The sequence below is a fragment of the Amycolatopsis rubida genome (genome assembly GCF_900115345.1).
Classification (GTDB): domain Bacteria; phylum Actinomycetota; class Actinomycetes; order Mycobacteriales; family Pseudonocardiaceae; genus Amycolatopsis; species Amycolatopsis rubida.
This window is the reverse complement of the sequence record NZ_FOWC01000003.1, coordinates 579,690-602,643: the sequence shown is the minus strand read 5'-3', so window position 1 is coordinate 602,643 and position 22,954 is coordinate 579,690. Positions and strand designations below refer to the sequence as shown.

Below are 22,954 nucleotides of genomic sequence, written 5' to 3'. Positions count from 1 at the left end.
CCCACATCCTGAGCAGCAGTGCGGCGCACCCCGGATCCGGGCTACCTCTGGCACAACCGAATCGAGGGGGCAGTGCCCGCATGAGTTCATCGAAAACCTTGCACCTCGCGGTCGAACTCGACAGCGACGGAGAGCGAACCAGCCCGCGCGCGCTGGCGGAGGTCGTCGCCGACGCCGAGCGCGCCGGGTACACGTTCGCCACCTTCGACGACGCACCCGTCCCGCCCGCCGGCGGATTCCGGGTCGACGCCACCGTCCGCGCCGCCTATTCCGCCACCCGGACCTCCCGCATCGGCTTGGCCCCGACGTCGCACGTGCTGACCGCCGAACCGTTCCACCTGGCCGCCCAGCTGGCGAGCCTCGACCACGCCACGCACGGCCGCGCCGCCTGGATCGTCGGCGCCGCCGCCACTCCCGAGGCGCTCGCGACGGTCGGCCGCGCGGAGCCGGACGATCTCCGCCACGAGGTGGCCGACGTGGTCGAGGCGGTCCGGCGGCTGTGGGACTCGTGGGAGGACGACGCGGTCGTCAAAGACCTCGCGACCGGCCGTTACCTGGACCCGGACAAGGTCCACCACGTGGACTTCACCGGGGAGACCTTCTCCGTCAAAGGACCGTTGATCACGCCGCGGCCGCCGCAGGGCAGCCTCGTCGTGCTGGCCGCGGAGGAGTTCGCCGACGACGTCCGGCCGGACATCGTGCTCACCGACGACCTCCAGCGGTCTCGCCCGGCCGAGGCTCCCCTGCTGTTCGGCGAGCTGGAAGTCCGCTTCGATTCCGCCGCCCCGGCACCGAAGGGCCGCGCCCGCTACACCGGCTCCCCCGCCGGTCTGGTCACGGTGCTGGAACAGCTCGGCTTAGACGGCGTGCGCCTGCACCCCGGCGCGGCGGACCTGCCGCTGCTGAGCCGGGAAGTGCTCCCGGAGCTGCGCCGGCGAGGCCTGCACGCTCCGCCGGAACCGGGCGCGACCCTGCGCACGACGCTGGGCCTCCCGCGCCCCGAGAACCGCTTCGCCGGGTCGTCGAAGGGAATCGCATGACCGCGCAGCTGCACCTCGGGGTCTTCTACCCCGGCGTCGGACCGCAGTTCCGGTGGGACGACCCGTCGAACGCGGCGCACACCGAGATCGAGACCTACGTGTCGGTGGCGCGCACGATGGAACGCGGGCTCTTCGACGCGTTCTTCCTCGGCGAGGGCCTGCGGGTCCGGGAGAACCGCGGCCGCGTGCACGCCCTCGACGTCGCCGGCCGTCCGGACGCGATCACCCAGCTGAGCGCGCTCGCCGGGGCCACCACGAAAATCGGCCTGGTCGCGACGCAGAACACCACCTACAACTACCCCGCCGACCTGGCCCGCCGCCTGGCCTCGCTCGACTATCTCTCCGGCGGGCGGGCCGGATGGAACATCGTCACCACCGACAACGCCTGGACCGGGGCCAACTTCCGGCACGGCGGCTGGCTGGCGCACGAGCGTCGCTACGAACGCGCGACCCAGTTCGTCGAAGCCGTGAAAGCGTTGTGGACCGGCCCCGTCGAGGCGGACACCGACCTGGTGCGGCTGCGCGCCGAACCGACGCTGCCGCCGGCCCGTCCGGTCTTGTTCCAGGCCGGCGATTCCCCCGGCGGCCGGGAACTCGCCGCGCAACACGCCGACGTGGTCTTCTCCGCGAACACCGCCTACGACAAGGCCGCCGCCTACGCGAGCGACCTGCGGGCCCGGCTGGCCCGCCACGGCAGGTCCGCCGACGCGGTCCGCATTCTGCCGGGCGCGTCAGTGGTACTCGGGGACACGCCGGCCGACGCCGCTGAGCGCGCCGAGGAAATCCGCCGCCGCCAGATCAACCCGCAGCGCGCCGTCGCGTTCCTCGAACAGTATTGGGGCCAGGACCTGTCGGCCTACGACCCGCACGGCCCGCTGCCGGACATCGAACCGGCCGAAGGGGAACTGGACCCCTCGCGGGGGACGATTTCGATCGAGCACCGCACCGGGAAACTCGAGCGCATCCGGCAGTGGCGCGATCTCGCCGAGGCGAAGAACCTGTCGATCCACGAACTGGTGCTGGAGGTCGAACCGCGGCACCACTCGTTCGTCGGGACGCCGGGACAGGTCGCCGACGAATGGGCCCGGTATGCCGCCGACCGGGTGGTCGACGGGTTCAACCTCAGCCCGCACCTTGTTCCCGGCTCGATCGACGAGGTGGCCGACCGGCTCGTGCCGGAACTGCAGGAACGCGGGGTGTACCGCACCACCTACACCGGGTCGACGCTGCGCGAACATCTGGAGCTGCCGTGAAGTTCCTGCTCATCACCCTCATCACGCACACCCCCGACCCGGTCACCGGCGAACTCGCCGCCCCCGGCGCACGGCTGCGGGAGGTCGTCGAAAACGCCGGACTCGCCGAGGAACTGGGCTTCGACGGCTACGGCGTCGGCGAACGGCACGAGCGGCCGTTCCTGTCGTCCTCCCCGCCGGTGGTGCTCAGCCACATCGCCGCCCGCACGCGCCGGATCCGGCTGTTCACCGCGGTCACGACGCTCAGCCTGCTCGACCCGGTGCGCGCGTTCGAGGACTACTCGATGCTGGACAACCTTTCCGGCGGCAGGCTCGAACTCATCATCGGCAAGGGCAACGGCTCCGCCCAGCGCGAGCTGTTCGATGTCGCCCCCGAGGACCAGTGGGACCGCAACGCCGAGGGCTACGAGCTGTTCCGCAAGCTGTGGCAGGCGGATCGGGTCACCTGGTCCGGCCGGTTCCGCCCGCCGCTCACCGCGGCGGAGGTGTGGCCGCGTCCGCTGCAGCAGCCGATCCGCATCTGGCACGGCAGCGCCACCAGCCGCGAATCCGTCGAACTGGCCGCGAAACACGGGGATCCGCTGTTCTCCGCGAACGTCACCAACCCGATCGAACCGTACGCCGAGCTGATCCGGCACTACCGCCGGCGCTGGGCCTTCCACGGCCGCGACCCGGCCGACGCCGTGGTCGGCGCGGGCACGGCCGGATTCCACCTGGCCGGCCGTTCGCAGGACGCCCTCGACGCGTACCGGCCGATCTTCGAGGCCCGGCTGGCGCTCCAGCGCAAGCTCGGCCAGGAACCGGTTTTCCCGACCTTGGCGGATTTCGTCGAGCGCAGCTCCGCGTTGATCGGCAGTCCTGCCCAGGTCACCGAGAAAGTGTTGCGCTACCACGAACAGTTCGGCCACTGCGTGACGCATCTGTCCGCCGACCGCGACGGCCGGACACCGCGGGAACACCGTGCCGCGCTGGAGCTGTTCCAGGCCGAGGTCGCGCCGGCGTTGCGCCGGGCGATCCCAGGACCGCCGTGGCCGTCCATCGGCGCCTCGTGAGTGGCGACCCCTTCGCCGCGCAGGTCCGGCGGAACCGGCGCAGCGGCGGCCCGGATATCCAGTGACACCGCTTCCGCCGCCGCGCAAGATCGAGAGACGTGACCGACCTCGCCGCCTTGCCCGGCCGTCTGGCCGACCCACAGTTTCGCGAACTCCGGGCTGGCCATCGTCGGCTCGCCGATCAGCTCGCCCAGTCGCGGGTCGCGCCGGCGGCCCCGGCGAGGTAGCGCAGGCAGGAGACATTCTGCCGCGCCTCCAGCGGCCAGTCCGCGTACAGCGCGCGGACATTTTCGTCGAGGAAGTTCAGTGTGATGAAATTCGGCCGTTCCCCGTCCGGCGCGGCGAAATCGAGGTGGCCGGCGAACAGTTTGCGGAACAGCGAATTCCACGCCAGGATGTCGCAGCGGAAATTCGGCACCGCGACCGCCGCGTCGCCGCGGGTGTTCACCAGCATGCGGGTTTGCGGGGTCACCACGTCGGTCGTGGCCGGGCGCGCTGGCAGGGCGGGAGCGGTCGAGCAGGTGCGCTTCCTCGGCCGCGCTCAGGTCCAGCGCGCGGGCGATCGCGGGACAGGACTTCCGGCGACGCGTGCGCGGTCTGCGCTTGTTCGAGCCGGGCGCGGTAGGTCGAGCTGACTCCGGCGAGCGCGGCGACCTCCCGCCGGAATCCGGGCACTCGCCGGGAACCGCGGCTGACCAGGCCGATTTCGGCGGGTTGGAGGCGTTCGCGCATCCGTCGCAGATAGCTTCCGACGTCGGTGTTCACCGGCTCTGGCACGGTTCCGTCCAAGATCGCCCGCGACCGCGACGTCAAGCGTGTTGCGGCGGGAAGCCGTGTCGTCGCGCGAGCAGGACGACTGCCAGGACCGGTGCCATCAACGCCAGCACAGCCCAGGGGAACGAACTGCTGCCAGCCGCGTCGAGCAGCACTCCGCCGACAACGCCGCCAGCGGCCATCGCGGCGTTCCACAGCGTCACGAGCATCGCTTGGACGGTGTCCGCGGACTCGCCGCCCGCCTCCCCGGCCGCGGTTTGCAGCAGCGTCGGCACCCCTCCCCAGCCGAGCCCCCACAGCACGGCAGCCGCGTAAACCAGCGCGGGTCCGGTCGCGAGCAGGGCTGCGGCGACGGCGACCAGCAGCGCGCTGACGACCGTCAGCGACCGCAGCCGCCGGTGGATCTGCGCGCCGACGATCCAGATGCTCGCGATCGAGGCGAGGCCGAAGGTCAGCAGGACCAAGTCGGTGTCGCCGCCCATGCCGAGGCCGGTGAGGAAGGTCGCGAGGTAGGCGTACAGCACGGTGTGCGCCAGCACGAACACCAGCGTGACGAGCAGGACCGCCACGACTCCGGGGATCCGCAGAGCGGGCAGCATCTTCGGGCGCGCTCCCCCGGGCTGGCCGGGGAAGTCCGGCACGGCCGCGGCGATCCAGGCCAGCAACACCAGCGTGAGCACAGTCATGGCGAGGAACGCGGTGCGCCAGCCGGTCAGCTGGCCGGCGAAGGTCCCCGCGGGCACGCCAAGGCACAGCGCGACCGGGATCCCGGCCATGGCGATGGCAATGGCCCGGCCCTGCAGAGCGGGGGCGACGAGGCGGCGGGCGTACCCGGCCAGCAGCGCCCATGCGAGACCGGCGGCGACGCCCGCGACGAACCGCGCGACCATCGTCAGGCTGTACTCCGACGACACGGCGGTGACGGTGTTGGCCACGGCGAATCCGGCCATCGCGGTCAGGAGCAACCGTTTGCGTCGCCAGCCCGCGGTGATCGTGGACAGCGGGATCGCGGTCAGCACGGTGCCCAGCGCGTAGCCGGTGACGGTCTGCCCGGTCGCGGATTCGCTGACGCCGAGCGAAGCGCTCATCGCGGGCAGCAGACCGGCGGGCAGCGTCTCGGTGAGGCTGGTGACGAACACCGCGGTGGCGAGGGACAGAAGCGCGAAAAGCGGAAGCCGCCGGGTCGGCGCGACGGCGGCTGAGGTGGGGCTCATGCGCCCACCATGCGGACCGGGACTTCGGGAATGCTTACGATCGGCTGACGGTGATCTGACGGCGCGAACGAGGGGCGACGCATGCGGTTCGGGGTGCTCGGCCCGCTCGCGGTGTGGGACGGGACAGGCGCACCGGTCGCCGTGCCCGAAGCGAAAGTACGGGCGCTGCTCGCAGCGCTCCTGGCCCACGACGGCGGGCCGGTCGCCCCGGACCGGCTGATCGAGGACCTCTGGGGCGCTCGCCCGCCGGGCAAACCGGCAGGCGCGTTGCAGGCCAAGGTGTCGCAGCTGCGCCGGATCGTCGGCCGGGAAGGCGTCGAACGGCAACCGGCGGGCTACCGGCTGCGGATCGGCCATTCCGACGCCGCCCAGTTCCGCGACCTCGTCGCCCAGGCTCGCGCGACGACGGATCCCCGAGCCCGGGCGGCGTGCTTCGCCGAAGCCCTGGACCTGTGGCGAGGCGAGCCGTTCGCCGACTTCGCCGACGAGGAGTTCGCGAGACCGGCCGCGCACCGGCTGTCCGAGCTACGCCTGGCCGCGGTGGAAGAACAAGCCACAGCCCAGGTCGAAGCAGGCGATTGCTCCCCCGCGGACGATCTGGCGGACGTCATCGCGCGGCATCCGCTGCGGGAGGGCTTGCGCGCAGCGCAGATGCGCGCACTGTACCTGCGCGGACGGCAGAGCGAAGCCCTTGCCTCCTATACCGATCTCCGCACCCGCCTGGCCGAGGAGCTGGGCGTCGATCCGGGCCCGCAGCTGCGCGCGCTGTACGAATCGCTGCTCCGCCAAGACCCCGGACTGGCTGCCGAACCACGCGGCAACCTCCCCCGCCCGTTGACGCCGTTGATCGGCCGGGAAGACGCGCTCGCCCGGCTGAGGGAGCTGCCGGCCAGGCTGGTGACGCTGACCGGGCCGGGCGGGGTCGGCAAGTCCAGGCTGGCAGTGGGCGTCGTGAGTGCTGATCACGGTTCTCACCGTGATCAGCACTCACGACGCTTCCCGGACGGCACCTGGCTAGTCGAACTCGCCTCCGCTCGCGGTTCCGCTGACCTCGCCGAGACGGTCGCCGCAGTGCTCGGAATCCGCGACTCGGCCGACGCCGCCTCCCCGGCCCGACGGCTCGCCACCGCCCTGCGCGACCGGCGGATGCTGCTCGTCCTGGACAACTGCGAGCACGTCGTCGAGGCCGCCGCCGAACTCGTCGAAGCGCTCCTCCGCTCGACCCGTCACCTGCGGATTCTCGTCACCAGCCAGGAACCGCTCGGTCTGCCGGGCGAAACCGTGTTCGCGGTCGAACCGCTGTCGCCCGCGGACGCCGTGCGGCTGTTCACCGAGCGCGCCACCGCCGCCGCCCCGGATTTCGCCGGCGACGCCGGCACGATCGCCGAGATCTGCCGTCGCCTCGACGGCCTCCCGCTCGCGCTGGAACTCGCGGCGACCCGCGTACGCGGCTTGGGCGTGCGGGAACTGGCCGCCCGGCTCAACGACCGGTTCGCCGTGCTGACCCGAGGACCGCGCGGCGCTCCGGCGCGGCAGCAGACCTTGCGCGCGGTGCTCGACTGGAGCTGGGAGCTGCTCAGCGAGCCGGAACGGACCGTCCTCAGCGGACTGGCCGTCCATCGCGGCAGTTTCGATCTCGCCGCCGCCGAAGCCGTCTGCGCGGGAGACGGCGACGTGGTCGATCTCGTGCTCCGGCTGGTCGACCGGTCGCTGGTGTCCGTCTCGAACGGACCGGCCGGGATCCGGTACCGGCTGCTGGAATCCGTTGCCGCGTATGCCGTCGAGCGGGTGGCGGATCCGGCTGTCACCCGCGAAAGGCACCTGCGCCATTATCTGGAGATCGCCGAAAAAGCCCAGTTGCACGGTGCCGGGCAACGGGTTTGGCTGGCCCGGCTGGACGTCGAAGCAGGCAACCTGCGCGCGGCTCTGGACGAGGCCGTCTGCCGGTCGCCCGCCGAGGCGGTGCGGTTCGCGACAGCGCTGTCCTGGTGGTGGCTGCTGCGCGGCAGGCTCACTGAAGGCCGCCGGATGCTGTCCGCCGTGCTGCGGGTCGCCGGGCCCACTCCGGATCTCACTGTCCTCACTGGATCGTTCGCCCTGCTGACCGGCGAACAAGCCCCGCCCGATTCCCCGGAGAGCGCCCGCGCGCTATGGCTGCGCGCCTACAGCCTGTTCAGCGTTGGCGACCTCGACGCCAGCCACGAGGTGAACGCCCGTGCCCTGGCAGCTGCCGGCGACGACGAATGGGGCGTCGCCGCGGCGCTCGGCCTGCGCGCGATGCTCAGCCTGGTCCGCGGTGATCTCGCCGGGCTCGGCCGCGACGGTCTGCGCAGCGCGGAGATCTTCCGCCGCCTCGGCGACCGGTGGGGCGAGATGCAGACCATCCCGCCACTGGCCGCGCTCGCCGAAATCAAGGGCGACTACGCCGAAGCCGCGCGCCGCCAGCACGAAGGACTGGCCATCGCGCGCGAACTGGGCTTGCAGGCGGAAGTGTCCGCGAGACTGTCCGGCCTCGGCCGCCTGGCGCTGCTCGAACGCGACTGGCACCGAGCCCGCGACCTGCACGAACAAGCTCTCCGCAGCGCCGCCGCGCACGGCTACGCCTACGGCCGGATCCACGCCGAAATGGGCCTCGCACTGGGTGCCCGCCGCTCCGGGGACCTCGACGCCGCAGAACGCCGCCTGACCCGCATCCGCGACGAATACCGCGGCCTGTCCTCGACGGCGGGCGACCATTTGCGGTACGCGGAACTCGGTTTCATCGCCGAACTCCGGGGAGATCCAGTGCGGGCGAAGAAGTATCACCGGCAAGGCCTGGAGTACGCGCGAATGCTCGATGAGCCACGTGCTTTCGCGCTGTCGTTGGAAGGGCTAGCGGGCACGGTGGTTCCGGAAACCGCGGCGTTGCTGCTCGGCGCCGCCGACGCCGCGCGGCGCAGTGCCGGCGCACCGCTCCCGCCCGCCGAGCGCGGCGACGTCGACCGGATCGCCGAGGCCGCCCGATCCGTCCTCGGCGAATCCGCCTTCGGCGCGATGTTCGATCGGGGCGCCCAGTTGCCGGTCGACGCCGCAGCAGCTATGGCCGCACAGACAGGATGAGTTTCCCCATCGCTTTCCGGTTTTCGATGGCTTCCAACGCCTGCCGCACTTCGGCCAGCGGGTAGCTCCCGCCCAGCGGCGGCACGATCTTCCCGGAAGCCAGTTTCGGCAGCAGCTCCGCCCACTGCCCCGGCAAGTACCCCGGCCGCGGCAGCGCGTACGCGCCCCAGCCGACACCCACGACGTCCAAATTGTTGAGCAGCAACCGGTTCACCTTCACCTCGGGGATCGACCCGCCGGTGAATCCGATGACCAGCATCCGCCCGTCCGCGGCCAGACAGCGCAGCGAATCGGTGAACCGGTCGCCGCCGACCACATCCGCGATCACGTCCACGCCGCGGCCGCCGGTCGACGCCTTCACCGCGTCCTTGAAGCCCTCCGCCAGCACGTACTCGTCCGCCCCGGCCGCGACCGCCGTCTCGCCCTTCTCCGGCGTCGACACCACGCCGAGCACCTTGCCCGCGCCGAACGCCTTCGCGACCTGGATGACCGCCGTGCCGACCCCGCCGGCCGCGCCGTGCACCAGCACGGTCTCCCCGGCCGCCATCCGGCCGCGCCGGCACAGCGCGAAATGCGCGGTCAGGTAGTTGAACGGAATCGCCGCCGCCTGGTCGAAGCCCAGTTCGTCCGGGATCGGGAACACCGCGTCGGCCGCGCACGCGACCTGCTCGGCGAACCCGCCCAGGAACGGCAGCGCCGCGACCCGGTCCCCGGCCTTGACCGCCGCGCCGTCCGGAGCCGCCGCCACCACCCCGGCGACCTCCGCGCCCGGGACGAACGGCAACTCCGGCTTCACCTGGTACAGCCCGCGCGTCTGCAGCAGATCCGGGAACGACACCCCGGCCGCGTGCACGTCGATCAGCACCTGGTCCCCGGCACGCGAAGGCGCGTCGGCTTCGGCTACCGAAACGGTCGACGGGCCTTCGAGATCCTTGATGTGTACGGCTTTCATGCGTTTCTCCTGGTTCACAGCGCGGCGAGGATGTCGTTGACCCGGTCCTTGGCGTCGCCGAAGAGCATCGCCGAGTTCTCCCGGAAGAACAGCGGGTTCTGCACGCCCGCGTACCCCGAAGCCATGGACCGCTTGAACACGACGACGTTCTCCGCTTCCCACACCGTCAGCACCGGCATGCCCGCGATCGGGCTGCCCGGGTCCTCGGCCGCGGCCGGGTTGACGGTGTCGTTGGCGCCGATCACCAGCACCACGTCGGTGTCGGAGAAGTCGTCGTTGATCTCGTCCAGCTCCAGCACGATGTCGTACGGGACCTTCGCCTCGGCCAGCAGCACGTTCATGTGGCCGGGCAGGCGTCCGGCCACCGGGTGGATGCCGAAGCGGACCTCGATGCCCTTGTCGCGCAGTTTCCGGGTCAGCTCCGCCACCCCGTACTGCGCCTGCGCGACCGCCATCCCGTAGCCCGGCGTGATGATCACCCGCGACGCGGCCGTCAGCAGTTCCGCCGCGCCCTCGGCGTTGATTTCGCGGTGCTCGCCGTAATCCTTGTCGCCGGACGGTCCGGCTTCGATCCCGAACCCGCCCGCGATCACCGAAATGAACGACCGGTTCATCGCCTTGCACATGATGTAGGACAGGTACGCACCGGAGGAACCGACGAGCGCGCCGGTGATGATCAGCAGGTCGTTCTCCAGCAGGAAGCCCGACGCCGCAGCGGCCCAGCCGCTGTAGCTGTTCAGCATCGACACGACCACCGGCATGTCCCCGCCGCCGATCGAGGCGACCAGATGCCAGCCGAGCGCGAGGGCGAGCACGGTGACGACGATCAGCAGCCACAGCGCCGGGCTGGCGACGAACCACGCGGTGAACGCCACGAACAGCACAAGGGCGCCGAGGTTCAGGAAGTTCTTGCCCGGCAGCATCAACGGCGCGGACTTGATCTTCGCCGACAGCTTCAGGTTCGCCACGATCGACCCGGTGAACGTCACCGCCCCGATGAACACCCCGATGAACACCTCGGCATGGTGGATCCCCACCGTGCCGAGGCTGCCGAGATGCGCCGCTTCCCCGCCGGACGGGTCCGCTTCCACTTGCAGGTAGCCGTTCCAGCCCACCAGAACGGCGGCGAGACCGACGAACGAATGCAGCAGGGCGATCAGCTCGGGCATCCCGGTCATCTCGACCACCGCCGCCCGGCGCAGCCCGATCCCGGCGCCGATCACCATCGCGACGATCATCAACGCGATCGACGTCCCGGTGATCTCCCCCGTGACGGCTTGGGCGATCGTCGCGATCAACGCGACGACCATCCCGGCGATGCCGAAATAGTTTCCGACCCGCGCGGTTTCGTGCCGGGACAGCCCGGCCAGCGCGAGAATGAACAACAGCCCGGCCACGATGTAGGCGGCCTGGCTCGCAGTGTGCACAGTCATCTGAAGAAGGCCTCTCGGGTCAGCTGCGGGAGAACATGGCGAGCATCCGGCGGGTCACCGCGAACCCGCCGAAAATGTTGATCGTCGCCAGCAATGTCGCCACCGCCGCCAGCACGACGACCACCGTGTTGCCGCTGACCAGATTCAGCAGAGCCCCCACGACGATGATCCCGGAAATCGCGTTCGTCACCGACATCAACGGCGTGTGCAGCGCGTGGTGCACGTGCCCGATCACGTAGTAGCCGATCACGATCGCCAGCGCGAACACCGTCAGATGCGGCAGCAGGGCCGCCGGAGCCAACGCCGCCAGCAGCAGGAACACCGCCGCGACCCCCAGCACCAGCCCGAGCCGACGCCCCGGGGACATCGGCTGCTTCTCCGGTTCCTCCTTCTTCTCCGGCGCCGCCGCGGGCTTCTGCGGAGCCGCGGAGACTTGCACCGGCGGCGGCGGCCACGTCAGCTCGCCGCCCTTCACCACCGTGATCGACCGGACCACCACGTCGTCGAAGTCGACCACGAGCTGGCCGTCCTTCTCCGGCGTCATCAGCTTCATCAAGTTGACCAGGTTGGTGCCGTAGAGCTGCGACGCCTGCGCCGGAAGCCGCCCCGCGAGGTCGGTGTAGCCGAGGATCGTCACGCCGTTGTCGGTGACGATGCTTTCGCCGGCGACCGAACCCTCGACGTTGCCGCCGTTCACCGCGGCCATGTCCACGATGACCGAACCCGGCTTCATCGACGCCACCATCTCGCCGGTGATGATCCGCGGCGCCGGACGGCCCGGGATCAACGCCGTCGTGACGATGATGTCGACGTCCTCGCACTGCGTCGCGTACAGCTCCTTCTCGCGCGCCTTGTAGTCGTCGCCCATCTCCTTCGCGTACCCGGTGGCGGAAACCTCCGCGTTCGGGTCCTCGATGGACAGATACTCCCCGCCCAGGCTCTTCACCTGATCAGCGACTTCCGGGCGCGGGTCCGTCGCCCGCACGATCGCCCCCAGCGACCCCGCCGCGCCGATCGCCGCCAACCCGGCCACCCCGGCGCCCACGACCAGCACCTTGGCCGGGTTGACCTTGCCCGCCGCGGTCACCTGCCCGGTGAAGAACCGCCCGAACGTGTGCGCCGCCTCCACCACCGCGCGGTACCCGGCGATGTTCGCCATCGAGGACAGCACGTCCAGCGACTGCGCCCGGCTGATCCGCGGCACCGCGTCCATCGCCAACGCCGTGATCGGCCGCTTCGCCACATCCTCCACCAGCTCCGGCTTCAACGCCGGAGCCAGCAAGCTCACCACCGTCGCGCCCGATTTCACCGCGTCCAGCTGCTCGGAAGAGGGAGCGTTCACCCCGAACACGATGTCCGCCTCAACGATCGACCCGACCGCCGCGCCCGCGTCCGCATACGCCTGGTCGAAGAACCCCGACGCCAGCCCGGCGCCCGGCTCCACCGCCACCTCGTAGCCCAGCCCGCGCAGCTTGCCCACCGTTTCCGGGGTCGCCGCGACGCGCGTCTCCCCCGGTTGGGCCTCCTTGAGCACCCCGATCAGCATGCTGTCTCCTTCCCGCTCGTTCGCGGAAGATCCGCCGGCCGGGCCTGACGGCGTTTGGGGTCGCCACCTGGTCCGACTTCGCCCGCTTCAGGTACAGATGCGCTGGATACTCCCATGCCGCCCGGCCTCCGGCAGCCAACCGGAGCCCCTTTTTCGACAGCGAGTGCGACGAGATCACGGTCATAGCCCCGGCCGGTCGCGGCGGCCGGGTCCCCCGCGCGGTTTCCCGGGCCGCGGCGGCGAGCCGGGAAACCGCCGACTACCCGGTTGAACCGCCTCGCCGGTCCCCGGCCGTCGCTGCCGGGGGCGGGCCCGGGGACCCGGCCGCCGGATCGATCACGAGGTCCGCAGTGATGTCCGCCACTTGACAACCGGCCTCCCCTGGCTCAGCCGACCGGGCGGCGCAATCCGCTGCTCCGCTCGGAGCCCGCGGTCGCGTAGCGGGTCAGCATGGCCCTCAGCGCGTCCTCGAACGCGGGAAGGTCGAGCGGCTCCGGACCGGCGATCAGCTTGTGCACGAGCAGTTCCACCGTGTTCACCACGATCCGCGCCGCCATGTCCACATTGGACACGATCGGTTCCGGCGACCGCTCCGGCAGATCGCGCACGTCGGCGATCCGCTCCAGCGACTCCGCCGAACGCGGGGCCTGGTCGGCCGTCACGCCCAGCAACTGCGGATCGTCGAGGTGGTTGGGGACGGCCACGTGCACGAGTTCGCGGAGCGCCCCGTCGAGCGTCTCCGGCGGCCCGGCGGTTTCCCGGTGGCGGCGCAGGGTTTCCGCGCCGCCAGCGCGACGAGGATGGCGTCCTTGTCCGGGTAGTACTGGTACAGCGACCCGATCGACACCGGCGCCCGCTCCGCGATGCGGTTCGTGGTACCCGCGGCGTAGCCCCGCTCGGCGAAAATCCGCGCGGCGGCCGCGAGGATCCGCTGCCGGGTCGGCTCGCCGCGCACCCGCTGGGGTTCCGGGCGCGGCCGGAGCCGCTTTCCGGACCTCCCGAACCTCCTCGACGGCAGTGAGCTTTTGCTCATAATAAGCCACTGAACAGGGATTCCGCTCGGAGCGCCGGGGTCTCCGGCACCCGGCAGCAGTGCGGTCCACTGTGGACCCTGGCCGGAGACCGCGAAGCGGCAGAAGTGCTTGCACTTCGCTAGCACTCGTGGTCTCCTGGAAGCGCTTGCAGAGCACAATCACTTCGAAGGGGAAGCCATGATCCGCCGAGTACTCGCCCAGTGCACCGTCTCCGACCTCCCGCGTGCCGAGAAGTGGTACACCGTGTTGTTCGGCCGCCGTCCCGACGCGCGGCCGATGCCCGGCCTGCTGGAATGGCACCTCGACGACGCCTTCGGACTGCAAGTGTGGTCCGAACCCGAGCGCGCCGGACGGTCGACGGTCGTCTTCGAGGAAACGGATCTCGACGCGGCCGCCGCCAAGGCCGCGAAGGCCGGTATCGCGCACGACGGACCGCTGCCCGGCGGCGGCGCGCGCATTCTGCCGCTCGCCGATCCGGACGGGAACCGCGTCGTCTTCAGCGGCACGTGATCCGGCTTGACCGTCCGGTCCGGACCGGCCTAGGGTCGCGACTAGAGAGATCGCTCTAGTCGCCAGACCCGAGGGAGGTCCGATGCCGCGCGTGGAGCTGTCCGCCGGGCCGATCGACTACACCGACACCGGCGGCGCCGGACCGGCCCTGGTGTTCGGGCACGGTTTCCCGATGTCGGGCACGCAATGGCGCAAGGTCGTCCCGCTGCTGGACGGCTGCCGCTGCCTGCTGCCCACGCTGCCGCTCGGCGCGCACCTGGCCCCGATGCGGCCCGACGCCGACCTGACCCAGTTCGGGGTCGCGCGGCTGCTGGGCGAATTCCTCGCCGCACTCGACCTCCGCGACGCGACCATCGTGCTCAACGACTGGGGCGGCGGCCAATTCCTCGTCGCCGGCGGGTTGGCCCCGGCCGAGCACGTCGCCCGGGTCGGACGGCTCGCGCTCGTCGCGTGCGAAGCGTTCGACAACTTCCCGCCCAAGCCCGCGCGACCGGCCGTGAAGCTGCTCCGCCTTCCCGGCGGACCGTGGCTGCACGTCCAAGCCACCCGGACGTCGTTCTACCGCCACGCCAAAGCCGCGTACGGCGGGATGTGCGAAAGCCGGATCCCCGACGACGTGCTCGAAGGCTGGTTCGCGCCGGCGTTGCGGGACAAGGAAATCCGCCGGGACATGGTCAAATTCGCCACCGGGAGCCCGCCGCGACGGGTACTGCTCGAATGGACCGAGCGGCTGCGGGCGTTCGACCGGCCGGTCCTGGTCGCGTGGGCGGGCAAGGACCGGATGATGCCCGCCGAGCACGGACGGCGGCTCGCCGAGCTGTTCCCGGACGGCCGTCTCGTCGAAATCCCGGACAGCGGCACGCTGATCCCGGAAGACCAGCCGGAACGGCTGGCCGAGGAACTGACCGCGTTCCTGGCCGAAACCGGCGCGAAATAACGCCTCAGGCCGGCACAGCCAGCGGAAAGCGCACTCCGGTCAGTTCTTCGGAGACAGTCCACAAGCGACGGGCGGTCTCAAGATCGCGTGCTTTCGCTGACCGGCCAACGAGTTTCGGCGCGCCGTGGTTCTGCAGAAAACCGCGCGGACCCGCGTAGCTGTCCCCCGGGATGTCGGCCAGCGCGGCGTAAAGCGTCGGCCGGGCGCCTTGTTCGGGGGTTTGCGCGAACAGGCGAGTGCCGAATTTCGCGACGGTGGAGAGCACCGGCATCTCGACTTTCAGCAGGTTCGTCGCCGCCACGCCCGGATGCGCGGCGGTCGCGAGCACCGGCGAACCGGCTTCGGCCAGCCGGCGCTGGAGTTCGGCGGTGAACAGCAGGTTCGCGAGTTTCGACTGCCCGTAGGCCGCCGTCGCCCGGTACGGCCTGCGTTCCCAGTTCAGGTCGGCGAAATCGATCGAGCCCACCCGGTGCCCGTTCGACGAAACCGTGACCACCCGGCCGCGGATCTGCCGCAAAAGAAGGTTCGTGAGCGCGAAATGGCCGAGATGATTGGTCCCGAACTGGGATTCGAAGCCGTCCGCGGTGCGCGAGAGCGGCGGGATCATGATGCCGGCGTTGTTGATCAGCAGGTCGATCGGCTCGGTGAACTCCGCCGCGAACGCGCGGACCGACGCCAGGTCGGCGAGGTCGAGCTGGCGGACTTCGACGTCGCCGGGCAGCTGGCCGGCGACCTCGCGGCCGCTGCGCGGATTCCGCACCGCGAGCACGATCCGCGCGCCCTTGGCGGCCAGCGCCGCCGCCGTCGCCCGGCCTAGTCCGCTGTTCGCACCGGTGATCACGGCGGTGCGGCCGGTCTGGTTTTCCGGAAGAAGGTCCATGTCCCCAAAGTAGGCACCGGAAACAATGTTGTCAACGGAAACATGCTGCTAGACTGACCGGGTGCCCGACCAGTCCGAAGACCGCCCCTACCACCACGGCAGCCTCCGCACCGCCTTGCTCGACGCGGCCGAACGCGGGTTGCGCGCGCACGGGGCCGATCAGCTGTCGCTGCGCGACCTGGCCAGGGAGATCGGTGTCAGTCACGCCGCACCGCGCCGGCACTTCCCGGATCGACAGGCGTTGCTCGACGCGCTCGCCGAAGCCGGTTTCGCCCGTCTGGACAGCGCGTTGCGCACGGCGTTGAAGACTGCCGACGATTTCCCGGGCCGGGTACGCGCCGCGGCAACCGCGTACACCCGCTTCGCCACCGAGAACTCGGCGCTGCTGGAACTGATGTACACCAGCAAGCACCGCCCTGGCGCGTCGCGGATCGTGCAGGCCGCCGAAGCGCCGTTCGCGCTGATGAACGACCTGATCCTCGAAGGTCAGCAGCAGGGCGCGTTGCAGGAGGGGCCGCCGCAGCGGATCGGCGTCGTGCTGTTCGCGACGCTGCAAGGAATCGCGACGCTCGGCAACGGCGACCTCGTTCCGCCGGAATTGCTCGACGGGCTCGTGGACACCGCCGTCGAACAGTTCCTGCGCGGCGCTCGTCCATAACGAAACCGATCGGCCGGTCGAACGCGGCCGGCAATTGGATACCGTGGTCGGCATGGCTGACCAACGACCGCTCGGCTTGCGAGAACGCAAGAAGCTCGACACGCGCAAAGCGCTGAGCGACGCCGCCGTGGCGCTGATGTACGAGAGAGGTCCAGACAACGTCGTCCGCGAGGACATCGCCGAGCGGGCCGGGGTGTCGCTTCGGACGTTCAGCAACTACTTCGCCACGAAATACGACGCGGTCGCCTACCGGCAGGAGCACCGGATCCGGCTCAGCGCGGAACTGCTGCGCAACCGCCCGGCGGACGAACCGCTGTGGACCGCGCTCGCCGAAGCGCTCATCGAACCGCTGCGCGCCGACGGAGTGCCCTACGGGCAGCCAGCATCCGACCAGCTCAGCGCGGTGCAGGCGTGGAGCGCGACGCCGGAGATGCGCACCGCGCTCGCACGCGTGGAAACCGGCGACCTGGTCAAGGCGATCGCCGAACGCACCGGTACGCAGGTCGGCGAACTGTACCCGCGGCTGGTGTCGGACGTCGCGATCGCGGCGATGACCACGGTGCTGAACCGGTTTCTGGACGAGAGCCTGGAGAAGACGGTTCCGGCGACGCTGCGCGAGGTGTTCGCGAGGATTTCCCGGGGGCTGCCGCCTCGGTGAGCAGCGCCGTGCCGCCGCGGGCAGCGGATTCTCCCTGCCATGCGCGACGAACTCGGCCCGCAGCGCCTCCCGATCCTCCTCGGTGAGCAGCCGATACGGACTGGCCCGGCTCGGCGCGCACCACACCCGGCCGCCCTCCCAGCCCTGCGCGCGCAACGGAGCCTCGTCCCCCTTGCCGCTGCCGGTCACCGGAGCCTCGTCGAGGATCCGGAGGAATGCAGGCCGCCATTTCGTACCGAGATCCGGTTGCGCGGCAAGGAATCCATCGAACTCGACCGGATCGAAGACGGCATCCTCAGCGAGAATCACCGACGCCATGAGCCAGTCCCCGGTCCGCGGATCGGGCACGCCGTAGCAGTGCGCCACCGCGAACGCCGGGTACCGGCCCAGGATCCGCTCGACCGGGACCGTGCCGAAGTTCTCGCCGTCCACGCGGAGCCAGTCCGCCGCCCGGCCCGCGAAGTACAGGTAGCCGTCGCGGTCGCGATAGCCCAGGTCGCCGGTCCAGAAGTCCTCGCCGCCGAATTTCAGCCGTTCGGCCACAGCGGCGGGGTTGCGGTAGTAGCCCTCGAACGTTTTCCCCCGGCCCACCGCGACGATCTCGCCGGTCGCTTCCTCGCCGTTCAGCACCAGGCCGTTCTCGTCGAATCCGGCGAGCGGGCATTCCCGGTTGTCCTGGTCGCGGATTTCCGCGCGCATTCCCGGCGCGGGGCGGCCCAGTGCGCCCGGGTCGGGCACGATGCGGATTCCGCCCTCGCTGGACCCGTAGCCCTCCCGCACTTCGCAGCCGAACCGGCGGCGGAATTCGGCGGATTCGCCCGGCGCGGCCTCCGAGCCGAAGGCGACCTCCAGCCGGTTGTCGGCGTCGGTCGGCCACTCCGGCCGCGCGACGACGTAGCTCAGCACCCGGCCGACGTAGGTGAAGCAGGTCACGTGCGTGCCCGGGGTGATTTCCTGCTCGACGTCGGTGGCCACCACCAAGGTGTAGCCGGCCGCGTCGAGCACGTTCATCAGCCGCGAGTACGCGAAATCCTCCACCGCGCCCTCGCGGGCGCAGCTCCTGGATCTCGCAGTAGCGCCGGTACCCGGCCATGATCCATGGTCGAGCACATCGCGGGCGGCGCGACGACGCCGGGACGGCCGGCCGCCTTCGCCGCGGCGTCGTCGACGTATACCGGATTGCGGTCGTCGCGCGCCTCGCCCCAGTTGCGGATCATCGCCTCGTTCACCGCGTACCGCGCCGGCTCGGCCCGCTGACCGGTGAACTCGGCGAAGTCCGCCCGGAGACCGGTCATCACTCCTCCTTGAGCAAGCGTTTGCCAGGAAGGCAGGAGCGTGGCGCGGGCAAGGGAGAGTCCCGGTGGGTGGGTGGCTCGTGCGTGTTGACCACGGTGAGAAGCGGGATCAACACGCACGACCCCCTACTCCCACCGCACCCACCGCCGCACTACCTTCCCCGTCGCGTTGCGCGGCAACGGGTCCCGGGTCAGGAACCAGGCCGTCGGCACCTTGTACCGGGCGAGCCGGCCGCCGAGATAGCCGCGCAGCTCCTCAGCGTCCACTTCGGACTCCGCGCGAAGCACCACCTTCGCCGCGACAATCTGGCCGTAATCCGAATCCGGCAGCCCGGCCACAATGCACTCGGCGACCCCGGGATGTCCGGCGAGCTGTTCCTCCACCTCCGCCGGGTAGATGTTCTCCGCCCCGCGCAGGATCAGGTCGCTGCGCCTGCTCAGCACGAACAGCGCACCGTCGCGCAGCTGGCCGAGGTCGCCGGTCCGGAACCAGCCGTCGTCGGTGAACGCGGCGGCGGTCGCGGCCGGGTCGTTGAAGTAGCCGAGCATCACCTGGGGGCCGCGGAGGTGGATCTCGCCGTCGGCGCCGTCCGGGACCGGGCGGCCTTCGGTGTCGCGGATCCGCACTTCCATGTTCGGCACCGGCCTGCCCGCGGTGTCCGGGTCGGCGAGGAGTTCGGCGGGGGTCGCGAGGGTGGCCGCGGTGGACGATTCGGTCAGGCCGTAGTTCGTGCTCAGCGAGGCGGCCGCGCCCGGCAACGCGCCCCGCAGCTGGTCTTTCAGCTCGGCGGTCGACGGCGCGCTGCTGACCGAGACCGTCTTGAGCGTGCTGAGGTCGTAGCCGGAGAGATCGGCTTCGACCAGGCGGGACAGCATCGTCGGGACCGCGCCCCAGTTGGTGACCCGCTCGGCCTGCACGAGGTCCAGCACCCGGTGGATGTCGAATTTCCCCTGGTATAGCACGGCGGTATCGCCCACCGCGAGCCGCACGACGGCGAGGTTGTGCAGGGCGGCGATGTGGAACAACGGGGTGGCCAGCAGGAATCGGCGATCCCGTGCCGGACGGCCGAATTCCGCCGCCAGCGCGTCGTTGAACAGGTGGAACCAGACCGCGGCGAGCACATTGCGGTGCGAGTGCGTCGCACCCTTCGGACGACCGGAAGTCCCGCTGGTGAAAAAGATGACCGCGGGGTCGTCCTCGTCGACCGGCCCCGGTTTCAGCCGCGCGCCTTCGTGCCGGCCGAGGAGTTCCCGGTATTCCGGGCTGCCGAGTTCCAGCACCGGATACCGGTCCGCGACCAGCGGCTTCCGGGCGGTGTCGGTCAGCACGGCCTTCGGCGTGGTCAGGTCGAGGCCGTGCGCGACCTCCGGCCCGGCCCACATCGAGTTCATCCCGACCGCGATCGCACCGAGCGACACCGCCGCCCAGAATCCCACTATCCACTCCGGGCAGTTCGCCGCGCACAACGCGACCCGGTCCCCGCTGCCGACCCCGTATTCGGTCCGCAACGCCGCGGCGAGCGCGGCGACCTGGTCGTAGTGCTCGGCAAAGGTGAGCCGATTGTCCACAGTGACCAGATACTCGCGATCGCCGAACTCGCGCGAGGCCTCCAGCAATGCGGTCAGGCACCGGTGCCGGCGCGCGAACACCCTCGTCGGACGGCCCGCGACCGGCTCCGGCCGGATCTCGAACTCCGCGCCCGGCGCGGTCAGCCGCGCGATGATGTCGTCCCGATCGGTCATCGGTCGCCTCCCGTGGTGATCATCGGATCGTCAGCTGCCCGCCGTCGACGTTCCAGCACTGCCCGCTCACCCAGCCCGCCTCGGCGCCGGCCAGGAACACCGCGGCCGACGCGATGTCGGCGGGCTCGCAGGGGGCGATCCGAGGAAAACGTTTGCGGTCAGTGACATCGCGGGGCTCGACGACACGGAGACGTCACCGCACGACCGCAGCCATCTCCTCCAGCATCGCCCGGACGTCCCGGCGGCGATACCCGAGCAGCTCCGTCTCCCGGGCGTCCGGTTCGTACGCGATCGTCGCGCCCCTCCCCGGGACCAAAACCCGGTCGGGCAGGAACGGGTGCTCCTCGTCGCGCTCTTCCAGGACCCGGCCCGAGCCCGAGACGTCGAAGATCAGCTGGAAGTAGTCTCGGAAGCTGAGGTTTTCGTCGCCCACCAGGTACGCCGCACCGGATTCCCCGCGCAGCAGAGCACCCTCGACCGCTTCGGCCAGGCTCCGCACGGACAGGTAGTTCGTCCCGCCGGCCGGCGCGAAGTCCGGCACCTTCCCGGCCAGCTTCCCCTCAGCCCACGCCAGCATTTTCGCGAACTGCCGCGTCGACCGGCCGGGTGCCATGCCGACGATCGACGGCGGGTTCAGCGTGCACACCGTGAACCCGTCCCCGGCGAGGGCTCGCGCTCCTTCGTCGGCGAGGCGGCGCGCGTCGACGTACGAGTTCGTTTCCGCGAGATCCGGCCGGACCTGGTGGTAGTAACTGCCGATCTGGACGAAACGTCCGACACCAGCGCGTTTCGCGCGCGCCGCGATCGCGGTGACGCCCTCGATTTGGTACGTCCGCCAGAACTCCTCGTCGCCCCAGCCGGAAACATGCCGGATGTCTTGTCCGGCCGCGAAGACGACGGCGTCGAACGGTGCCAGCGCAGCCTCGTCGAAACCGCCGTGGGCGTAGTCGCCGAGCAGCACCGGCAGGCCCGCCACCAGCGAATCGGCGTCGGGTTCGTGTCGCCCGGCGACCGTGACGGCGTGCCCGGAGCCGCTCAAGTGCACAGCGGTGTTCGCGCCGATCATGCCGGTGCCGCCGATGACCAAGACCTTCATGCGCATTCCTCTATCCGAAGTGGACTCGCCCGCCGTCGACCACCGGGCCGCGTTCCGAGGTGATCCGCAGTCCGCCGCCGGACGAGCCTTCGACCCGCAATTCCTCGCCGGGGAACACCGGAGCGGCGAACCGGCCTTCCAGCGACGTCAGGTCCGCCGGGTGCGCGCCGACCTGCCGGGCGGCGACCAGCGCGCCCGCGCCGAGGGTGGCCAAACCGTGCAGGATCGGGCGCGGCTGGCCGATTCCGGCCGCCGCCGCGGGGTCGACGTGGATGTGGTGCCGGTCCCCGAGCAACCGGTAGAGCAGGGCTTGGTTGGCCGCGGTTGACAGTGGAACAGTCCAATCCGGACTGTCCAAAGCAGACGGACGCCCGGGGCCGCGTTCGCCGCCGAACCCGCCGATACCGGGGCAGAACAACGACCATGTCGCGACGAAGCAGTCCGATTCGACGGCCACGTCGTACACCGCGGCACTGCCTTTGTCCCATACCTCCGTGACCCGGGCCCGCATGGAAATCTCGCCCGCGGGCGGCAATGGCTTCAGAACTTGCAACCGTTGCGAACCGTGCACCGCGTTGCCGACCTCGAACGCACCGGCCGAGCCGAGGACGTCCGGGGCCCATTGGGCGAGCGTCAGCGCGAACGGCGGCAGCACCCGAAGCCGGTCCTCGAACACCAAGTCGAGTTCGTCCGGCCGGGCGCCGATGGCGAGTGCGTAGAGGATCGGATCACGGTCGGTATAGGCGACCGTGCGTTCGCCGAGGACCCGACCCTTCCAATCCGCGGGGCTGTTCACTGCGCTCCGTAAACCGGTTCGGGCGCGGGCGCTTCCTTCAGCAGTTCACGCACCGCCGGGCCGACTTCGCCGGCTGTCCAGCGACGGTCCAGTTCGCGGGACGGGCCGTGGCTCCAGCCGTTCTCCACGCAGATCCGGCCGCCCCCGACCTCGATCACGCGGCCGGTGACGTCCGCGGCCTCCTCGCTGGCGAGCCACGCGACGATCGGCGACACGTTGCCCGGGTGCATCGCGTCGAACCCGTCGTCCGGCGTGGCCATCTGCGCCGCGAACGGACCCTCGGTCATCCGGGTGCGCGCGGCCGGGGCCAGCGCGTTCACCGTGATGCCGTACCGGCCGAGTTCCGCCGCTCCGACCAGCGTCAACGCGGCGATCCCGGCTTTGGCGGCGCTGTAGCTGCCCTGGCCGATGCTGCCCTGCAGCCCCGCACCGGAAGTGGTGTTGACGATCCGTGCCGCCCGCGTTCGCCCGGCTTTCGCCTCCGCCCGCCAGTAACCCGCAGCGTGGTGCATCAACGCGAAGTGCCCCTTGAGGTGGACCGCGACGACCGCGTCCCACTCCTGCTCGCTGGTGGTCACGATCATCCGGTCGCGCACGAAGCCCGCGTTGTTCACCACGATGTCCAGCCCGCCGAACGCGTCGACCGCCTGCCGCACCAACGCTTCCGCCGCCGCGAAGTCCGCGACGTCGGCGCCGTTGGCCACCGCTTCGCCGCCCAGCGCGCGGATCGCCTCGACCACTTCGCCGGCCGGGCCGTCGGACGCGCCTTCGCCCGCACCCGACGTGCCGAGGTCGTTGACCACGACGCTCGCGCCCTGGCGGGCGAGCTCCAGCGCGTGCTCGCGGCCGAGCCCGCGGCCTGCCCCGGTCACGATCGCGACCCGGCCCTCCACAATCCCGCTCACATCATCTCCGTTTCGTCGACCGGCAGGCGAGGCAGTTCCCCGTAAACCAAGCAAGTGTTAGGCTACCAAGCAATCGCTA

General features: G+C 70.7%; 21 protein-coding genes and 1 pseudogene. 8 read left to right on the top strand and 14 right to left on the bottom strand.

What is annotated here, in order from left to right:
- The first annotated feature begins 80 nt into the window (after nucleotides 1–80).
- Genes BM362_RS17165 through BM362_RS17155 form a run of 3 tightly spaced genes read left to right on the top strand, consistent with a single transcriptional unit; the run spans nucleotide 81 to nucleotide 3,345 of the window.
- A complete protein-coding gene (locus tag BM362_RS17165) occupies nucleotides 81–1,040 on the top strand; it encodes an LLM class flavin-dependent oxidoreductase (protein ID WP_093573778.1) in 960 nt (319 codons plus the stop codon).
- Nucleotides 1,037–2,293, top strand: a complete 1,257-nt coding sequence (locus tag BM362_RS17160; RefSeq protein ID WP_093573777.1) for an LLM class flavin-dependent oxidoreductase — start codon at nucleotides 1,037–1,039, stop codon at nucleotides 2,291–2,293. The genes BM362_RS17165 and BM362_RS17160 overlap by 4 nt, the downstream gene beginning before the upstream one ends.
- Nucleotides 2,290–3,345 (top strand): LLM class flavin-dependent oxidoreductase, encoded by a 1,056-nt coding sequence (locus BM362_RS17155; RefSeq protein ID WP_067581594.1) that lies wholly within the window; start codon nucleotides 2,290–2,292, stop codon nucleotides 3,343–3,345. The genes BM362_RS17160 and BM362_RS17155 overlap by 4 nt, the downstream gene beginning before the upstream one ends.
- A gap of 181 nt (nucleotides 3,346–3,526) precedes the next feature.
- On the opposite strand, the gene BM362_RS17150 is transcribed toward BM362_RS17155, so the two are convergent.
- Together BM362_RS17150 and BM362_RS17145 are read right to left on the bottom strand one after the other, a co-directional pair.
- Nucleotides 3,527–3,817, bottom strand: a complete 291-nt coding sequence (locus tag BM362_RS17150; RefSeq protein ID WP_143132441.1) for an MmyB family transcriptional regulator — start codon at nucleotides 3,815–3,817, stop codon at nucleotides 3,527–3,529.
- Between the two features lie 337 nt (nucleotides 3,818–4,154).
- Nucleotides 4,155–5,333: an MFS transporter gene (locus BM362_RS17145; RefSeq protein WP_093573775.1), complete on the bottom strand. Its 1,179-nt coding sequence runs from the start codon at nucleotides 5,331–5,333 to the stop codon at nucleotides 4,155–4,157.
- Nucleotides 5,334–5,414: 81 nt separating this feature from the next.
- Between BM362_RS17145 and BM362_RS17140 the strand changes: the two genes are divergently transcribed.
- Nucleotides 5,415–8,432, top strand: a complete 3,018-nt coding sequence (locus tag BM362_RS17140) for an ATP-binding protein (protein WP_208865227.1) — start codon at nucleotides 5,415–5,417, stop codon at nucleotides 8,430–8,432.
- On the opposite strand, the gene BM362_RS17135 is transcribed toward BM362_RS17140, so the two are convergent.
- The 5 genes from BM362_RS17135 to BM362_RS48995 form a co-directional block, all read right to left on the bottom strand.
- Nucleotides 8,410–9,384, bottom strand: coding sequence for an NADPH:quinone oxidoreductase family protein (locus BM362_RS17135; protein ID WP_067582310.1), 975 nt, complete (start codon nucleotides 9,382–9,384; stop codon nucleotides 8,410–8,412). The genes BM362_RS17140 and BM362_RS17135 overlap by 23 nt on opposite strands.
- A gap of 14 nt (nucleotides 9,385–9,398) precedes the next feature.
- Entirely contained in the window at nucleotides 9,399–10,817 is a 1,419-nt protein-coding gene (gene pntB / locus BM362_RS17130; RefSeq protein WP_067581585.1) for a Re/Si-specific NAD(P)(+) transhydrogenase subunit beta, read from the bottom strand.
- A gap of 19 nt (nucleotides 10,818–10,836) precedes the next feature.
- Complete coding sequence (locus BM362_RS17125) at nucleotides 10,837–12,363, bottom strand: Re/Si-specific NAD(P)(+) transhydrogenase subunit alpha (RefSeq protein WP_067581582.1); 1,527 nt, start codon at nucleotides 12,361–12,363, stop codon at nucleotides 10,837–10,839.
- A gap of 386 nt (nucleotides 12,364–12,749) precedes the next feature.
- On the bottom strand, nucleotides 12,750–13,067 hold the full coding sequence (locus tag BM362_RS49000) for a hypothetical protein (RefSeq protein ID WP_232791651.1): 318 nt from the start codon (nucleotides 13,065–13,067) through the stop codon (nucleotides 12,750–12,752).
- Nucleotides 13,022–13,396 carry a TetR/AcrR family transcriptional regulator gene (locus tag BM362_RS48995; RefSeq protein ID WP_232791650.1) on the bottom strand — a complete coding sequence of 125 codons (375 nt, stop codon included), beginning with the start codon at nucleotides 13,394–13,396 and terminating at the stop codon, nucleotides 13,022–13,024. Before BM362_RS48995 ends, BM362_RS49000 begins: the two co-directional genes overlap by 46 nt.
- A gap of 178 nt (nucleotides 13,397–13,574) precedes the next feature.
- Here BM362_RS48995 and BM362_RS17115 point away from each other — a divergent pair, with 178 nt between their 5' ends.
- Complete coding sequence (locus tag BM362_RS17115) at nucleotides 13,575–13,907, top strand: VOC family protein (RefSeq protein WP_093573774.1); 333 nt, start codon at nucleotides 13,575–13,577, stop codon at nucleotides 13,905–13,907.
- An 82-nt stretch (nucleotides 13,908–13,989) separates the two neighbouring features.
- Nucleotides 13,990–14,844 (top strand): alpha/beta fold hydrolase, encoded by an 855-nt coding sequence (locus BM362_RS17110; RefSeq protein WP_067581576.1) that lies wholly within the window; start codon nucleotides 13,990–13,992, stop codon nucleotides 14,842–14,844.
- Between the two features lie 4 nt (nucleotides 14,845–14,848).
- Here the strand turns inward: BM362_RS17110 and BM362_RS17105 are convergent, their stop codons facing one another.
- On the bottom strand, nucleotides 14,849–15,724 hold the full coding sequence (locus tag BM362_RS17105) for an oxidoreductase (RefSeq protein WP_093573773.1): 876 nt from the start codon (nucleotides 15,722–15,724) through the stop codon (nucleotides 14,849–14,851).
- 61 nt (nucleotides 15,725–15,785) lie between these two features.
- Here BM362_RS17105 and BM362_RS17100 point away from each other — a divergent pair, with 61 nt between their 5' ends.
- Both BM362_RS17100 and BM362_RS17095 read left to right on the top strand, forming a co-directional pair.
- Nucleotides 15,786–16,382, top strand: a complete 597-nt coding sequence (locus BM362_RS17100) for a TetR/AcrR family transcriptional regulator (RefSeq protein WP_093573772.1) — start codon at nucleotides 15,786–15,788, stop codon at nucleotides 16,380–16,382.
- 52 nt (nucleotides 16,383–16,434) lie between these two features.
- Nucleotides 16,435–17,040 (top strand): TetR/AcrR family transcriptional regulator, encoded by a 606-nt coding sequence (locus tag BM362_RS17095; RefSeq protein WP_167545342.1) that lies wholly within the window; start codon nucleotides 16,435–16,437, stop codon nucleotides 17,038–17,040.
- Nucleotides 17,041–17,223: 183 nt separating this feature from the next.
- Here the strand turns inward: BM362_RS17095 and BM362_RS50565 are convergent.
- The 6 genes and pseudogenes from BM362_RS50565 to BM362_RS17070 form a co-directional block, all read right to left on the bottom strand.
- Nucleotides 17,224–18,051, bottom strand: a pseudogene (locus tag BM362_RS50565) (AMP-binding protein); the annotation flags it as partial.
- Complete coding sequence (locus tag BM362_RS49960; protein WP_143132440.1) at nucleotides 18,051–18,335, bottom strand: FAS1-like dehydratase domain-containing protein; 285 nt, start codon at nucleotides 18,333–18,335, stop codon at nucleotides 18,051–18,053. The pseudogene BM362_RS50565 and the gene BM362_RS49960, both read right to left, overlap by 1 nt.
- A gap of 126 nt (nucleotides 18,336–18,461) precedes the next feature.
- The gene (locus BM362_RS17085) at nucleotides 18,462–20,078 is read right to left on the bottom strand and encodes a class I adenylate-forming enzyme family protein (protein WP_093573770.1); all 1,617 of its coding nucleotides are present in this window, start codon (nucleotides 20,076–20,078) and stop codon (nucleotides 18,462–18,464) included.
- A gap of 193 nt (nucleotides 20,079–20,271) precedes the next feature.
- The gene (locus tag BM362_RS17080) at nucleotides 20,272–21,174 is read right to left on the bottom strand and encodes an NAD-dependent epimerase/dehydratase family protein (RefSeq protein WP_093573769.1); all 903 of its coding nucleotides are present in this window, start codon (nucleotides 21,172–21,174) and stop codon (nucleotides 20,272–20,274) included.
- 10 nt (nucleotides 21,175–21,184) lie between these two features.
- A complete protein-coding gene (locus tag BM362_RS17075) occupies nucleotides 21,185–21,970 on the bottom strand; it encodes a MaoC/PaaZ C-terminal domain-containing protein (protein WP_093573768.1) in 786 nt (261 codons plus the stop codon).
- Nucleotides 21,967–22,875, bottom strand: coding sequence for an SDR family oxidoreductase (locus BM362_RS17070; RefSeq protein ID WP_067581554.1), 909 nt, complete (start codon nucleotides 22,873–22,875; stop codon nucleotides 21,967–21,969). The genes BM362_RS17075 and BM362_RS17070 overlap by 4 nt, the downstream gene beginning before the upstream one ends.
- Nucleotides 22,876–22,954: the final 79 nt, after the last annotated feature.

Bases quoted from the DNA above. Each gene is read 5' to 3' on its own strand.
- BM362_RS17165 (WP_093573778.1), top strand. From the start codon at position 81: ATGAGTTCATCGAAAACCTTGCACCTCGCGGTCGAACTCGACAGCGAC.
- BM362_RS17160 (WP_093573777.1), top strand. From the start codon at position 1,037: ATGACCGCGCAGCTGCACCTCGGGGTCTTCTACCCCGGCGTCGGACCG.
- BM362_RS17145 (WP_093573775.1), bottom strand. From the start codon at position 5,333: ATGAGCCCCACCTCAGCCGCCGTCGCGCCGACCCGGCGGCTTCCGCTT.
- BM362_RS17140 (WP_208865227.1), top strand. From the start codon at position 5,415: ATGCGGTTCGGGGTGCTCGGCCCGCTCGCGGTGTGGGACGGGACAGGC.
- BM362_RS17135 (WP_067582310.1), bottom strand. From the start codon at position 9,384: ATGAAAGCCGTACACATCAAGGATCTCGAAGGCCCGTCGACCGTTTCG.
- pntB (WP_067581585.1), bottom strand. From the start codon at position 10,817: ATGACTGTGCACACTGCGAGCCAGGCCGCCTACATCGTGGCCGGGCTG.
- BM362_RS17125 (WP_067581582.1), bottom strand. From the start codon at position 12,363: ATGCTGATCGGGGTGCTCAAGGAGGCCCAACCGGGGGAGACGCGCGTC.
- BM362_RS48995 (WP_232791650.1), bottom strand. From the start codon at position 13,396: ATGAGCAAAAGCTCACTGCCGTCGAGGAGGTTCGGGAGGTCCGGAAAG.
- BM362_RS17115 (WP_093573774.1), top strand. From the start codon at position 13,575: ATGATCCGCCGAGTACTCGCCCAGTGCACCGTCTCCGACCTCCCGCGT.
- BM362_RS17110 (WP_067581576.1), top strand. From the start codon at position 13,990: ATGCCGCGCGTGGAGCTGTCCGCCGGGCCGATCGACTACACCGACACC.
- BM362_RS17105 (WP_093573773.1), bottom strand. From the start codon at position 15,724: ATGGACCTTCTTCCGGAAAACCAGACCGGCCGCACCGCCGTGATCACC.
- BM362_RS17095 (WP_167545342.1), top strand. From the start codon at position 16,435: ATGGCTGACCAACGACCGCTCGGCTTGCGAGAACGCAAGAAGCTCGAC.
- BM362_RS49960 (WP_143132440.1), bottom strand. From the start codon at position 18,335: ATGACCGGTCTCCGGGCGGACTTCGCCGAGTTCACCGGTCAGCGGGCC.
- BM362_RS17085 (WP_093573770.1), bottom strand. From the start codon at position 20,078: ATGACCGATCGGGACGACATCATCGCGCGGCTGACCGCGCCGGGCGCG.
- BM362_RS17080 (WP_093573769.1), bottom strand. From the start codon at position 21,174: ATGAAGGTCTTGGTCATCGGCGGCACCGGCATGATCGGCGCGAACACC.